Source organism: Chryseobacterium sp. PTM-20240506, assembly GCF_048296755.1.
GTDB classification, from domain to species: domain Bacteria; phylum Bacteroidota; class Bacteroidia; order Flavobacteriales; family Weeksellaceae; genus Chryseobacterium; species Chryseobacterium proteolyticum.
In genome coordinates this window covers 3,160,998-3,176,205 of sequence record NZ_CP182581.1, presented here as the reverse complement: position 1 = coordinate 3,176,205, position 15,208 = coordinate 3,160,998, and the positions used below count along the sequence as shown (strand labels likewise).

The 15,208-nt window shown below is 34.1% G+C and carries 10 protein-coding genes; 9 read left to right on the top strand and 1 reads right to left on the bottom strand.

Going from position 1 to position 15,208, the window contains the following annotated elements; genetic code table 11:
• The 7 genes from ACNFU2_RS14065 to ACNFU2_RS14035 all read left to right on the top strand — a co-directional run bounded on the left by ACNFU2_RS14065 (window position 1) and on the right by ACNFU2_RS14035 (window position 10,519).
• Window positions 1–591 carry a thymidine kinase gene (locus tag ACNFU2_RS14065; protein ID WP_172281718.1) on the top strand — a complete coding sequence of 197 codons (591 nt, stop codon included), beginning with the start codon at window positions 1–3 and terminating at the stop codon, window positions 589–591.
• 185 nt (window positions 592–776) lie between these two features.
• Window positions 777–3,224 (top strand): bifunctional UDP-N-acetylmuramoyl-tripeptide:D-alanyl-D-alanine ligase/alanine racemase, encoded by a 2,448-nt coding sequence (locus ACNFU2_RS14060; RefSeq protein WP_418122094.1) that lies wholly within the window; start codon window positions 777–779, stop codon window positions 3,222–3,224.
• Window positions 3,225–3,228: 4 nt separating this feature from the next.
• Complete coding sequence (locus ACNFU2_RS14055) at window positions 3,229–5,385, top strand: patatin-like phospholipase family protein (RefSeq protein ID WP_172281714.1); 2,157 nt, start codon at window positions 3,229–3,231, stop codon at window positions 5,383–5,385.
• 4 nt (window positions 5,386–5,389) lie between these two features.
• Entirely contained in the window at window positions 5,390–5,800 is a 411-nt protein-coding gene (gene ybeY, locus ACNFU2_RS14050) for an rRNA maturation RNase YbeY (protein WP_418122092.1), read from the top strand.
• 181 nt (window positions 5,801–5,981) lie between these two features.
• A complete protein-coding gene (mnmG, locus tag ACNFU2_RS14045; RefSeq protein WP_418122090.1) occupies window positions 5,982–7,844 on the top strand; it encodes a tRNA uridine-5-carboxymethylaminomethyl(34) synthesis enzyme MnmG in 1,863 nt (620 codons plus the stop codon).
• A gap of 111 nt (window positions 7,845–7,955) precedes the next feature.
• Entirely contained in the window at window positions 7,956–8,777 is an 822-nt protein-coding gene (locus tag ACNFU2_RS14040; protein ID WP_418122088.1) for a class I SAM-dependent methyltransferase, read from the top strand.
• Window positions 8,778–9,637: 860 nt separating this feature from the next.
• A complete protein-coding gene (locus tag ACNFU2_RS14035; RefSeq protein WP_172281696.1) occupies window positions 9,638–10,519 on the top strand; it encodes a C1 family peptidase in 882 nt (293 codons plus the stop codon).
• Window positions 10,520–10,588: 69 nt separating this feature from the next.
• On the opposite strand, the gene ACNFU2_RS14030 is transcribed toward ACNFU2_RS14035, so the two are convergent.
• Entirely contained in the window at window positions 10,589–11,779 is a 1,191-nt protein-coding gene (locus ACNFU2_RS14030) for a phosphoglycerate kinase (RefSeq protein ID WP_418122086.1), read from the bottom strand.
• Between the two features lie 551 nt (window positions 11,780–12,330).
• Between ACNFU2_RS14030 and rpiB the strand changes: the two genes are divergently transcribed.
• Together rpiB and rnr are read left to right on the top strand one after the other, a co-directional pair.
• A complete protein-coding gene (rpiB, locus tag ACNFU2_RS14025) occupies window positions 12,331–12,765 on the top strand; it encodes a ribose 5-phosphate isomerase B (RefSeq protein ID WP_273650251.1) in 435 nt (144 codons plus the stop codon).
• A 248-nt stretch (window positions 12,766–13,013) separates the two neighbouring features.
• Window positions 13,014–15,164, top strand: a complete 2,151-nt coding sequence (gene rnr, locus ACNFU2_RS14020; RefSeq protein ID WP_273650250.1) for a ribonuclease R — start codon at window positions 13,014–13,016, stop codon at window positions 15,162–15,164.
• Window positions 15,165–15,208 lie beyond the last annotated feature (44 nt).

The following is a 15,208-nucleotide window of genomic DNA, read 5'->3' as shown; positions in this document are numbered from 1 at the left end:
ATGTTTTTAGAAAATACAATTAATCACTCCAAACAAAGCGGTTGGATGGAAGTTATTTGTGGCTCAATGTTTTCCGGAAAAACCGAAGAGTTGATCAGAAGGCTGAGAAGAGCAGAAATGGCAGGGCAAAATGTGGAAATTTTTAAACCGAAAACAGATACTAGATATTCTGAAGAAGATGTGGTCTCACATAATAAGAATAAAATTCGGAGTACAGCAGTAGAAAACCCAAACGAAATTCTCTTATTGGGTTCTAATTGTGATGTGGTGGGAATTGATGAAGCACAATTTTTTGATGAAAGCATTGTTGAAATTGCCAATGAATTGGCAAATAGCGGTATAAGAGTTGTTATTGCAGGATTGGATATGGACTTTTTAGGACGTCCATTTGGGCCGATGCCTAATCTTATGGCAACTGCGGAATATGTAACCAAAGTTCACGCTATTTGCAAAAGAACAGGGAATCTTGCCAATTACTCGATGAGAACATCTCAGGGAGATAATCTGGTAGAGCTTGGAGAAACGGAAAGTTACGAAGCGGTAAGCAGAAGAGTCTTTATTGATGAAGTCCTGTTAAAAAAGAAGAAATAATTAAAATATATATTGGCGGAAACGCTGAAAAGACAAAGTTGTAAAGTCATTAAACTGTTGAATTGTAAAATTGGTTTTTCTTGTAGTTTTATAAACCTACCGGAACCTTTTTACAATTTTCAGATTCTTTGATTTTGTAATTTTACACTTTTGCAGTTTCCTCACAAAGAGAAGAAAGAGCACCAATGAACTATACAGCAGACCAAATTGCACATATCACCAATTCAAAAGTAATCGGAGATGGTAATGCCATCATCAAAAATATTGCTTTTGACAGCAGAATCATCTATTCCATTAAAAACACTGCATTTATAGCTATTAATACCCAAAAAAATTCTGGTGAAAAATTCATTGAATCGGCGATTGACAGAGGTATAAAAATTATTATTTCCGAACATCAGTATCCTCAGTTTGAAAATATAACGTGGATCATCGTCAGCAATTCTGTTGACTTTCTTCAAAAGCTGGCCAAATATCATTTTGAACATTCTCATCTGAAATCCATCGGAATTACCGGAAGTAACGGGAAAACTATTTTAAAAGAATGGTTATATCAGTGTCTTTGGAATGAGTTCTCCACTGTAAAAAGTCCTAAAAGCTTCAATTCACAGATCGGTCTTCCCCTTTCTTTACTTCAGATCAACAATTCCTATGAGCTTGGGATCTTTGAGGTTGGAATTTCCAAACCTCATGAAATGGAAAAACTGGAGGATATTTTCAGCCCCGAAATTGGACTTCTTACTCATATTGGAACCGCTCACGCTGCAAATTTCGATTCCGAAGAGGCCTTAATTAATGAAAAGATCAAACTTTTTAAAGATTCCGGGGTTATCATTTACAATGGTGACAATTCCCTTGTTGATCAGAAAATAAAAACATTATACGCTTCTAAAAAATTGATTTCCTATGGCTTCAGAGATAATAATCAGGTATTTATTAAAAGTAATATTTCAAGAGAAGAAAATATAATTGTACAGTACTTTAATGAAGAAATAAGTTTTCCTGTACACCAAAGGGATGAAGCCACTTTAACCAATGCCATGGCTCTTATTGCCGTTTTAAAGGAGTTGAATATCGACAATAATAAAATTGTCGAAAAGATCAATGCCTTGAAGACTATTGAAATGAGGCTTGAAGCTATTGAGGGAAATAAAAATAACATCATTATTAACGATTCCTTTAATCTTGATCTTGATTCCCTGAAAACTGCACTGCAGTTCCTGAACGAATATAATAAGCCGAAAAAATCTCTGGTTTTAACAGATATCGTAGGAGTAAATTCGAATTCACAAGAATTGTATGAGGAAGTTTCTGAACTTGTCAATGAACAGAATTTTGACTCTCTGTTCCTTGTCGGAAATGAAATTACTGCATTCAGCCATCTTTTTAAATCTAAAACTTTTACTTTCATTAATACTCAGGAATTAATTGAAAGCAAACATCTTACAGATATTGAAAATCAGATTATCCTGTTAAAAGGTGCGAGAAAATTCGAGATAGAAAGGCTTAAAGATATCCTTGAGCTCAGAAAACATGATACTGTTCTTGAGATCAATTTAAATGCGATTCTTCACAATATTAATTATCACAAATCCCTGCTAAAACCTGAAACCAAAGTAATGGCAATGGTAAAAGCAAATGCATACGGATTAGGAAGCTATGAAATATCGGAATTTCTGCAGCACCATCATATCGATTATCTTGGTGTAGCGTACACTGATGAAGGAGTAGAGCTCCGAAAAAAGGGAATTACAACTCCTATTGTAGTAATGAATACAGCTCAGCATAGCTATGATGCTATCATACAATACAACCTGGAACCTGAAATTTACAGCTTCAGGGTGCTGGAACTATTTAATGATGCGGTTCAGAAATCAGGATACGATCAAAAATTCCCTATTCACATTAAACTGGAAACAGGTATGCATCGTCTTGGTTTTAAAGGTTTTGAACTGGATCAATTAAGTGAAAACTTAAAAAATATGAATGTCCGGGTTCAGAGTATCATGACGCACCTTTCTTCTTCTGATATGCCGGATGAAAGAGAATTTACTTTAAACCAGTTCGATACTTTTGAAAAAAATTCCGGATACCTGATCGAAAAGTTGGGATATCAGCCGATAAGACACATCCTGAATTCATCAGGAATAACAAACTATTCTGAATACCAGTATGATATGGTAAGAATTGGGATCGGAATGTTAGGTGAATCACCAAATAGTGAAATACAAAAACAGCTGCAATCAACGGTTAGTTTTAAAACAGTTATTTCTCAAATATCAAATGTAGAAAACGGAGAATCCATTGGCTACAGCAGAAGATATAAAACAGATCACCGTACAAAAATAGCTACTATACCTGTAGGGTATGCGGATGGAATTCCAAGACTAATCGGAAATCAGATAGGTAATGTAGGAATACACAAAACATTAGCTCCTATCGTCGGAAGTATCTGTATGGATATGATGATGATCAATGTAGATCACATTCCTAATGTAGAAGAAGGTGATACAGTGACTATTTTTAATGCAAAGCCAAGTTTAAAAGAATTCGCAGATTACTGCAAAACCATCACTTACGAAGTATTAACCTCCATTTCGCCTCGGGTGAAACGGATTTATATAAAAGACTAATCCTATGAGAAAACTCCTGGTCCTCCTGTTCATATTCCAATTACTTTTGCTGCAATCGCAGGTAAGAAAAGGGCTCGTGATTCCAAAAAATCCAAGGATAGGACTTTCACTTGCCGGCGGAGGAGCTAAAGGATTTTCTCATGTTGGAGTATTAAAGGTACTCGACTCCCTGGGAGTAAAAGTTGACTATGTTGCAGGAACCAGTATGGGAGCTATTGTTGGAGGACTATATGCTTCAGGATATTCCGGAAAAGAAATAGAAAAAATCGTTATGGATACCGATTTCTATTCTCTGATCATGGATCCTAAATCCAGAAAGGAAAGCACATTCTTTAATAAATCTGTTGACAAATATCTTCTTTCCATTCCCATTAAGCATGGTAAGATCAATCTCCCCTCTTCTATCAGTACTGGACAGAAAAATGTTTACCTGTTAAAGGAACTGTTTAAAAATGTTTCGAACATTGACGATTTCTCCAAATTACCAATTCCTTTTATGTGTGTTGCTACCAATCTGGAAAGTGGGAATATGCAGATTTTTGAAAAAGGTGATCTCGTAGAATCTATTATGGCAAGTTCCGCATTTCCGTCTTTAATGGATCCGGTAAAAGTTGGCGACAGTATTTACATAGATGGAGCTATGACTGTTAACTATCCATCAAAGCCATTAAAGGACAAAGGAATCGATATCGTTATTGGTGTGGACCTTAACCAGGACTTATCAAAAAGAGAAGATTTAAACAATATTATAGCCATTCTTAACCAGGTTATTGATATGAATATCCACAAGGATACAAAACGTCAGTACAAGTACACTGATATTAACATCAAACCGGACCTTAAAGGAATGTCCGCGACCAGCTATGATGAAAAGAAAAAAATCCTGGATAGCGGATATGTTGAAGGACTCAAATATGTTGATATACTGAATCAGTTACCCAAGCGTTCTTTTGACCGCCTCAGACAGCGCGTAAATCCAATTTATTCCAACGTATATAAGATTGATAGCATTTCTTTAATTGGAAGCAAAATTTACGGTAAAAACTATGCTCTGGGGAAAATGGGATTACACCTTCCCTCTATGGAAACTTACGGTAGCATTAACAAAAAAATAGACCGACTGGTAGCAACTAATAATTACAAGTTCATCAATTATGACATTGTATCGGAAAATAATGCCAATTATCTTAAATTGTATGTAACCGAAGACGATGCCAGACATTTTTTTAAATTCGGATTACACTATGATGATGTCTTCAAAACAGGATTGCTTCTAAACTATTCTGCAAAAAGACTCTTATTCAGAAATTCAAATCTGTCGCTTGACGTTATTGTGGGTGACCAGCCGAGGTATTATCTCAATTATTTCATTGATAACGGATACATTCCGGGATTCGGAATCTACTCTTCGGGAATGAGCATTGATCTTAAAGACATCAATAATAATGTTGTTGACAGCTGGAAATGGTTAAGAAATGAAGCCTATATCCAATCCGTATGGAAAGATAAGTTTGCAATCGGCGGCGGGATCAGCCACGATTATTTCAGTGCTGACATGAATGGATCAAATGAAAGAGTAAGCCGTTTCCTTAATCCCTATGTATTTATAAAAAGCGATACTCAAAACGATAAGGATTTTCCTACAAAAGGAATTTATATAGCTGCTGAAGGAAAAGTGGTCGATCTGATGAAATCTGAACTTGAAAAAAGAATTGTTCAGGTAAAAGCTGATATCAGAATAAATATTCCTTTGGCAAAACAATTTACTTATCGTCTGAATTTATATGGAGGAATAACAATCGGTGAAAATCTTCCGGAATTCTATAAATATAAACTGGGAGGAATTTTTGAACAGAATGTAGTTAATTTCAGAAGTTTTGCAGGATTTTATTTTGCACAGCTAAGTACTAACAACGTTGTTTTAGTATCTAATGATCTTCAGTTTAAATTCAACAAAAATTATTTCATAAGTGGAAACTTCTCTTTTGCGAACCTTTCAAACGATATAACTTTTGAAAATGCAGCTAAACTTAATTACAGTTCCCTGGGAATAACAGCAGGATATAAATCTCCGTTCGGACAAATTAAAATTAATTTCAGTCACTCTCTAAAAAATAATCAAAAAGGCATATTCAGTGTAATACTAGGACACTGGTTTTAAAAAAATGATACAATTCTTTTACGAAAACTTACCGGAATCTGTGAACACAGATTATACAAAATGGCTGGAAGATATCATTCTTTCAGAAGGAAAAAAATTGGGTGAAATCAATTACATCTTTTGTGATGATGAATATTTACTTAAAATTAATCAGGATTATTTACAACATGATTACTATACAGACATCATCACTTTTGATTATGTTAAAGGCAAAACAATAAGCGCAGAGATTTTCGTATCTTTGCAGCGCATTTCAGATAATGCTTCTACCCTATCAAAAAATTATGAAGAAGAATTAAGAAGGGTTCTAGGACATGGCATCCTTCATCTTTGCGGATATAAGGACAAGACCGAAGAAGAAGAACAAGAAATGCGAAGTAAAGAAGATTTCTATTTAGCTAAATACATTGGATAATGTAGTTTGGCATTTGTAATCTTTACACCATGTTTTTTTAATTTATTTTTTTGAATGAAACGAAATAAACATGGCGAAAAACAATGAATACAGGCTTATTAAAGCAGTATTTTAAAATAATGTTTCACGTGAAACATTTAGTAAAAAGATTAAAATTTAAGCCTTAAAACAGGTATAAAAAATGATTTCAGAAATATATGATGTAATAGTAGTAGGTGCAGGCCATGCAGGTTGCGAAGCTGCAGCCGCAGCTGCAAACCTTGGATCAAAAACCCTGCTCGTTACAATGAACATGCAGACCATTGGTCAAATGAGCTGTAACCCTGCTATGGGAGGAATAGCTAAAGGGCAGATCGTACGTGAGATTGATGCTATGGGAGGATATTCAGGAATTGTAGCTGACAAATCAGCCATACAATTTAAAATGCTGAACCTTTCAAAAGGTCCTGCGATGTGGTCACCCAGAACCCAGAATGATAGAATGCTTTTCGCTGAAGAATGGCGTTTAGCATTAGAAAATACACCCAATCTTGATTTCTTTCAGGATATGGTAAAGCAGCTTATTACCGAAAATAACCAGGTAGTTGGTGTGGTAACTTCTTTAGGAATTTCAATTAAAGCTAAATCTGTAGTCCTCACGAACGGTACTTTCCTTAATGGTTTGATCCACGTTGGCGATAAACAATTGGGAGGTGGAAGAATGGGAGAACCAAGAGCTTTTGGCATTACAGAACAATTGGTATCTTTAGGTTTCGAAGCCGGAAGAATGAAAACCGGTACACCACCGAGAGTAGATGGAAGAAGCCTTGATTATTCCAAAATGGAAGAGCAAAAAGGAGACGAAAAACCACAAAAGTTCAGTTATTTAGACACTCCGAAGTTAACCAAACAATTAAGTTGTCATATCGTATACACCAACGAAACCGTACACGATATTCTACGCGAAGGTTTTGATAGAAGCCCTATGTTTAATGGTACCATTCAGAGTTTAGGTCCAAGATATTGCCCTAGTATTGAAGATAAAATCAACCGATTTGCTGAACGTACAAGACACCAGTTATTTGTAGAGCCCGAAGGCTGGAGAACAGTAGAAATATATGTAAACGGCTTTAGTTCGTCCTTACCGGAAGATGTACAAATCAAAGCTATGAAACATATTCCAGGATTCGAAAATGTAAAGGTTTTCCGTCCGGGCTATGCCATTGAATACGACTACTTCCCCCCTACCCAGTTAAAGCATACCTTAGAAACAAAACTAATTGATAATTTATATTTTGCCGGACAAATTAATGGTACTACAGGATATGAAGAAGCTGCCGGTCAAGGTTTAATGGCAGGTATTAATGCCCATAATAAAGTACACGGTAAAGAAGAATTTATTCTTAACAGGGATGAAGCATATATAGGAGTTTTAATTGATGATCTTATTACCAAAGGTACAGAGGAACCTTACAGAATGTTTACCTCACGTGCCGAATACAGACTCCTTTTAAGACAGGACAATGCGGATATCAGATTGACTGAAAAAGCGTATCAACTAGGACTTGCAAAAGAAGAAAGATTAAGAAAAGTTGAGCAAAAAATAGCTAAAAGTGAGGAACTTGAAACATTCTTGCGAGAAACTTCTTTAAAACCCGGAATCATCAATCCTATTCTAGAAAGTGAAGAAAGTAATCCTGTAGATCAAGCCTATAGAGCTTCTCAATTTCTTACCAGACCTAATATTACATTAGAAAAGCTTGAAAATATTGATATTATTAAAGATGTAGCCTCTCAGTTTGAAGATGAAGTAAGGGAACAAGCTGAAATTAATATCAAATACAAAGGATATATTGAAAAGGAGAAAGAAAATGTTGCAAAACTGAACCGTTTGGAAAACATTAAAATTCCTGAAGATTTTGATTATCTAAAACTCTCAAGCTTATCATCTGAGGCTAAACAAAAAATGAATAATGTAAGACCAAAAACAATTGCCCAAGCAGGAAGAATCAGTGGTGTATCCCCTGCTGATATCAACGTTTTACTGGTCTATTTAGGACGATAATTACATTATGTTTCACGTGAAACATAATTAAATTTAAAACAAAAATTAAGGTATTTATGAGCTTTATATAAACTCTGAATATCTTAATTTTTACTATAAAAGAATATTTTAATGAAAATTAAAGATCACTTTCTGACTCAGGAAATATTTGAAATTAAAGAAACAGAAACTAAAGGAGTTTTCAAAACCTCCCCTATTCCATCCAACATTTCAAAATACTACGAAAGCGAGGATTACATTTCACATCATCAGGATTCAGGAAGCCTAAAAGAAAAAGTATATAAATTCCTTCAGTCTTTCAATCTTCAATATAAAAAAACAATTCTCATAGATCGTATTAATAAGAATTCAAAAGTTCTGGATTATGGTTGTGGCGCCGGAGAATTTGCAAAATTTATAGAAAATGATTTTCAGACGTTTGGATATGAACCTAATCCAGATGCAAGAAAAGCTGCCCAGAGCAAAGTAACAAAAGCTAAGATAATAGATAACGTTACTTCCTTAGAAGATAATAGTCTTGATGCAATTACATTATGGCATGTTTTTGAACATATTGAAAATCAGTCAGAGATCCTGGAAATCTTTCATAATAAATTAAAAGAAAAAGGACTTCTGATCATTGCCGTACCCAACCCTACTTCGTATGATGCAAAACACTACAAAGAATATTGGGCTGCTTATGACGTTCCAAGACATATCTTTCATTTTTCAAAAAAAGGGATGGAAAATTTAATATCAAAAAATCCAGATTGGAAATTAAGAAAAATCAAACCACTTGTCCTGGATTCATATTACATCTCAATGCTCAGCGAAAAATATAAAAAATCACCACTTTTTTGGCTGAAAGCTATCATCTACGGAACGATTTCTAACGTAAATGCCCTTTTTTCGAACGAATTTTCAAGTTTGATATACATTATCGAAAAAAGATAGAAAATCGATTTTTGATGTATTTCTGAAGGTCAATTTTTGACAAATTTGGCTCCAAAATAAAAAAGTGAAGAAATTAATAATTAAAAATTCAAGATAATTTGTAAAATTATCTTGAATAAAAGGTCTGATATTTTATCAGACCTTTTTTATTTATTTACGTTTACTATTCAAAATATAAAATGTAATAAGAATCGACAAAACTTAAACCATAAATAATTTTTATCTCCCATTCTCATTTAACATTATTTCAAACTCTGCAATAGATCGTTAAATCAAAATGAAAAATACATTTCCAAATTTTTCTCCTACCCTATCGATTTAAAAATACCCTGGGATTATTAAAAATCACCAACTTAATAAATCTATAGACAAATACCATCTCTCACTTTTAAACTTAGTATTTTAATTAATAAAATCAACCATATTAGAAATAATAAAAAACATATTAATAACACCACTAATTCACTAGAGATATTTAAAAAATTACCAAAAACAAACATTTAACACCATTTTTTTCATTTTAAAAAGGAAAAAATATGAATAAAATCAAAATTTCAGGTTAATACTTGAAAAAAAATATAAATATTTTAAATTATATAAAATAAATTATTTAGTTAAATAATTTATTTAAAGAAAAAAAATAAACAAAATAACTTAATTAATAATAAAAACACACCAAATATTAAAATATTTAAAATAAATGATAAAATACAAAAATAAAATAAACAGAAATGAAAAGAATTAAGTAAAAAATATTAATAATTACATTTTGTTTATCAATTCTTATGTTTTACATAAAATAAATCATTGATATGTGAAAATAATTTATACATTCACAGAACCATTTTAAATATTAATCAATGAAAAATTTTAAACTCGTAATGATAGCAATAGGAATGCTATCCATTACAGCATGCGAAAAAAGAGACGAAGATCTAAACACGCAATCTTCAGAAAAACAGCAACTTCACTCATTGGGAGCAAAGCTGATCGATCAAACTACTTACAACAATTTCGCTAAAGTAAACATCAATGAGCTAACCTTAAGACTAAAGGGTAAGACCGAAAAAGCAGCAAAAAATGCACTTGCTTCAAGTTATTTAATTCCCGGTCTTCCCGCAATTGGAGACCAGGGAGCAGAAGGTTCTTGTGTTGCCTGGGCAACAGCTTACACCACAGCAAGTGGTCTCGAATCTAATTTCAAAGGAGTTACTGCTAAAAGGAGCCCCGAGTACGTTTATAATCAAATCAAGCTCGGATCTTGTGATGCAGGTGCTTATGTAAGTGATGGATTAAATCTGATTAAAAATCAGGGTGTTTGCAGTTGGGCGGAAATGCCTTATACAGATACAGGATGTTCTACTCAGCCAAATTCCTCACAGAAAAATGCCGCAAGCACTCACAAATTTACCACCTGGGCAACGGTTGATAAAACAGATATCAGTAATGTAAAAACACTTCTAAGCATGAATTTACCCATAGTTATCGCAGTAACAGTAGATTACAGCTTTGATCATTTAAGTTCATCTAACGGATGGATCTGGAAGTCACATTCAGGTAGCAGCAGAGGTGGCCACGCCATTGCGGTAATAGGATATGATGATGCCAAACAGGCATTTAAAGTACAAAACCAATGGGGAACAAATTGGGGGAACAATGGATATTTCTGGATCGATTATTCATTCTTTGCCAAAACAACTAATGGTGCGATTAACGAATGTTACGTAGCATATGTTCAATAAATAATGATTTCAAAAAAAATAACCTTCTCACATTGAGAGGGTTATTTTCTTTATATATAATAACAGTTTTTACTTATTGATCGCAGCAATACCGGGAAGTTCCAGTCCTTCAAGACTTTCAAGCATCGCTCCCCCACCGGTAGATACATAGCTCACTTTATTTCCGTAACCAAATTGCTTAACAAAAGCAACACTGTCACCTCCACCTACTAAGGAAAAAGCTCCCAGCTTTGTTGCCTCAGCTATACTGTCTCCAAGTGCAATAGTCCCGGCAGCAAAATTAGACATTTCAAATACTCCGATAGGACCATTCCATAAAATAGTTCTTGAATTTAATAGAACGTCATTAAACTGATCTCTTGATTTTGAACCTGCATCCAATCCCATCCATCCTTCAGGAATAGCATATATATCTACTTCCTTCCTATCAGCATCATTATTAAAACTTTCTGCAATGATCGTATCAGATGGCAGATAAACTTTCACATGATGCTCTTTTGCTTTAGCCAAAATTTCCAGTGCTAAAGGTAACTTGTCTTCTTCCACCAAGGAATTACCTATTTTACCTCCAAGAGCTTTAATAAATGTAAATGCCATTCCACCACCAATAATTAAATTATCAATGGCAGGTAGAATATTTTCTATAATGGTAATTTTAGTTGAAACCTTTGATCCTCCAAGTATCGCAGTTACAGGCCTTTCACCATTCTTTAAAACTTTATCAATAGCTGTAAGCTCATTAGCCATTAGTAAACCGAAAAATTTAGTTGAATCAAAAAACTTAGCGATTACAGCTGTAGAAGCATGTGCACGGTGTGCAGTACCAAATGCATCATTCACATAGGCATCTCCTAATTTAGAAAGCTGCTCGGCAAAGCCTTCATCTCCTTTCTCTTCTTCATTATGAAATCTAAGATTCTCCAATAATAAAATTTCACCAGCTTTAAGCTCGGAAGCAGCCTGCTCAGCTTTTGGTCCTACAGATTCTTCTACAAATTTTACCTCTCTTCCTAAAACATTGGATACTTCCTCAAGAATATGCTTCAATGAAAACTCGTCTTTCACCTCTCCTTTAGGTCTTCCCAGGTGAGTCATTAAAATCACAGATCCTCCATCATTAAGAATTTTATCAATAGTTGGTTTAACCGCAGCAATTCTTGTATTATCCGTAACTTTAAGCTGATCATCTTGCGGAACATTAAAATCCACCCTTACTAAAGCCTTTTTGTCTTTAAAATTGAAATCATTCACTGTTTTCATAAATATCTTAGAATTTTCGTTTCACAAATGTAAGATTTTAAACTTTTGAAAAAGATCGAATAAAAAAAAGTTTTCAAAAAACTTCCCACAAGCCCAACACTCACTAACCAACAATTTTTTTTTTTTGATAAAAGAAGAATGAGTATTGTTGTTGAGTGTTGTGAGTTTCGGGGATAACTTTACCCTAAAAAGTTGATAACACTAAATTTTTATGTAATTCATATTTAATTCACAATATAATTTCTTGTAAATCTGATTATTTAAAGGGTTACTAACAAAAATCGTTTAGTTGTTAACAATTTTAATTATTAATTACTCATTTATGGAAAAGCTAATGAATTCTTCCAAAAAAGATTTTTGAAATTTTCCGTTGGCTTTCCAAAGATTTTTCTCATTAGTAAATTTTAGTATTGGAAAAATATTTAGTTTATAAAAGTTTTCCACAGTTATTCACAATGCTTTTCACAATTAACCAATGATCAACTAACAATTGATATTTAATACTTAAATTTGTAAGGAAATAAATCTATATAAAGTTTAATATAACTACTATGAAAAGAAAAATTGCGATCGCAGCCGATCATGCAGGCTTTGAATATAAGGAGATTGTTAAAAACTATTTTTCAGAACGATTTGATATTCAGGATTTTGGAACGTTTTCCACAGACAGTGTGGATTATCCTGACTTTGTACACCCTGCAGCAACTTCCGTAGAAAATGGGGAAAACGAATTAGGAATTCTGATCTGTGGAAGTGGAAATGGTGTACAGATCACTGCTAACAAGCATCAGAAGATCCGTTGTGCTCTTTGTTGGATGCCGGAGATTGCAACGTTGGCAAGACAACATAATGATGCGAATATGATTTCAATGCCTGCAAGATTTATCTCAAAAGAACTGGCGATAGAAATTGTAGAAAAATTTCTCTCTACTAATTTTGAAGGTGGCAGACACCAAACAAGAGTAGATAAGATAGCAGTTTGCTAAAAAATATAAAGGCTTGTAAATCAAATTACAAGCCTTATTTATTTTAAAATACTTATCTTTGCACCGAACAAATAGAAACACATTCTTTATTCTCCCCAAAACCTTTACAGATAAATTAAATTTATTTATATCAGGTTTTTCACTTCTCTTCTCCATTTTTGTATTAAATTTATACGAACTAAAACTTCCGTTGTTAAAAATTTGGAGGGAAATAATGCTGTTGATGTTATTTAAACAATAATTAAAAAATGAAAAAAAGAAAATATATAAGTCAAAAAAATGACCATAAATTAATGGAGATCGGTAGATTAATCCTTAGGTTTATGAATGAAAATTCGTCCAAGATCTATAATTATAAGCAGATCGCAGACGGAATAGATTACAAGAATCCGAGACAAAGGGAACTTGTAATCCAGGCTTTGCACAAGCTGCAGGCTTCTGAAAAAATAAAAGAGACTGATAAAGGAAAATACATTATCAATTTAAAAATAGCCGGAACACTTACCGGTGTGATTGATTTTAACCAATCCGGCAACGCCTACGTAAATGTGGAAGGAATGACAGATGATATCTTTATCCATTCAAAAAATGTGAAGGATGCTTTACAGGGGGATAAAGTACTGATTGTTACTTACACTTACAAAGGGAAAAAATTAGAAGGTTCTGTTCTTGAAGTCCTGGAAAGAACACGTACAGAATTTGTGGGGACCTTACAGGTGGTAAGCCATAAGGATTTCGGATTTGTAGTTTGTGATAAAAAGACGATCAATACAGATATATTTATACCGAAAGGAAAATTTGGCGGTGCTGAAGATGGTGACAAGGTTGTTGTGAAAATGACCGAATGGAAACCAGGAGATAAAAATCCGGAAGGGGAAATTATTAAGGTTTTAGGTTCTCCGGGAGAACATGAAACTGAGATCCACTCTATTCTTGCAGAATACGGCTTACCTTATGAATTTCCTGAAGAAGTAGAACAGGATGCGGATAAAATTAACAGACAGATTACAGATGACGAAGTTGCAAAACGTCGTGATATGCGTGGGATCTGTACTTTTACCATAGACCCTAAAGATGCAAAGGATTTTGATGATGCGTTATCCATCCAGAAACTAAAGAATGGGAACTGGGAAATCGGTGTCCATATTGCGGATGTTTCCCATTATGTAGTTCCCGGAACTATTTTAGATGACGAAGCTTATCAGAGAGCAACCTCTGTTTATCTGGTGGATCGTGTGGTTCCGATGCTTCCTGAAGTTTTAAGTAATGATGTATGTTCACTTCGTCCGAATGAGGATAAATATACATTCTCTGCGGTTTTCGAATTGAATGATAATGCTGAGATTCAGAAACAATGGTTTGGAAGAACAGTTATTCATTCCGACAGAAGATTTACCTATGAAGAAGCTCAGGAACGTATTGAAACACAGCAGGGAGATCTGGCTGAAGAGATTCTTGTCCTGGATAAACTGGCAAAAATTATGCGTGAAGGACGTATTAAAAACGGCGCAATTACTTTTGACAGAAGTGAAGTACGATTTAATCTTAATGAAAACAATGAACCCATCGGCGTTTATTTTAAGATAAGCAAGGATTCAAATCACCTGATTGAAGAATTCATGCTTTTGGCCAATAAAAAAGTTTCTGAATTTGTTTCTTTAACGAATAAAGGAGGAATGACCAATAATACCTTTATATATAGGGTTCACGATGATCCGGACCCGGCAAAACTGGAAGCATTAAGAGATTTTGTTTCCACATTCGGATACCAGATGAATCTTGCCAATACGAAGAAAGTAGCTGAATCCCTGAATAAGCTATTATACGATGTAAAAGGGAAAGGAGAAGAAAATATGATCGAAACGCTAGCTATGCGAAGTATGAGTAAGGCAGTCTACTCTACTGAACCTATTGGACATTACGGTTTAGGATTTGAGTACTATTCTCACTTTACCTCTCCGATCCGTCGTTATCCCGATTTACTTGCACATCGATTACTCCAGCATTATCTGGATGGTGGAAAATCTCCGGACAGAGCTGAATTGGAAGAAAAAGCAAAACACTGCAGTGCCATGGAAAGACTGGCAGCAGATGCTGAAAGAGATTCTATTAAGTTTATGCAGGTGAAATTCATGGAGAAACATCTTGGAGAAAACTTCAAGGGAGTGATTTCCGGAGTTGCGGAATTCGGATTCTGGGTAGAAATTCCTGAAAATGGAGCTGAAGGACTTATTAAACTAAGGGATCTTGTAGATGATTCCTATGTGTATGATAAGACAACCCATGCTGTTTATGGTTCACGAACAGGTAAAAAATATCAGTTGGGAGATGAAGTTCACATCAAAGTAGTGAAAGCTAATCTGATTCAGAAACAACTGGATTTCAAGATTGTTGATTAATTAAATCATAAAGTCTAAATTTGTACAAAATGAGATGGATTTTT

Bases quoted from the DNA above. Each gene is read 5' to 3' on its own strand.
- ACNFU2_RS14035 (WP_172281696.1), top strand. From the start codon at position 9,638: ATGAAAAATTTTAAACTCGTAATGATAGCAATAGGAATGCTATCCATT.
- rpiB (WP_273650251.1), top strand. From the start codon at position 12,331: ATGAAAAGAAAAATTGCGATCGCAGCCGATCATGCAGGCTTTGAATAT.
- rnr (WP_273650250.1), top strand. From the start codon at position 13,014: ATGAAAAAAAGAAAATATATAAGTCAAAAAAATGACCATAAATTAATG.
- ACNFU2_RS14060 (WP_418122094.1), top strand. From the start codon at position 777: ATGAACTATACAGCAGACCAAATTGCACATATCACCAATTCAAAAGTA.
- ACNFU2_RS14040 (WP_418122088.1), top strand. From the start codon at position 7,956: ATGAAAATTAAAGATCACTTTCTGACTCAGGAAATATTTGAAATTAAA.
- ACNFU2_RS14065 (WP_172281718.1), top strand. From the start codon at position 1: ATGTTTTTAGAAAATACAATTAATCACTCCAAACAAAGCGGTTGGATG.
- mnmG (WP_418122090.1), top strand. From the start codon at position 5,982: ATGATTTCAGAAATATATGATGTAATAGTAGTAGGTGCAGGCCATGCA.
- ACNFU2_RS14030 (WP_418122086.1), bottom strand. From the start codon at position 11,779: ATGAAAACAGTGAATGATTTCAATTTTAAAGACAAAAAGGCTTTAGTA.
- ACNFU2_RS14055 (WP_172281714.1), top strand. From the start codon at position 3,229: ATGAGAAAACTCCTGGTCCTCCTGTTCATATTCCAATTACTTTTGCTG.
- ybeY (WP_418122092.1), top strand. From the start codon at position 5,390: ATGATACAATTCTTTTACGAAAACTTACCGGAATCTGTGAACACAGAT.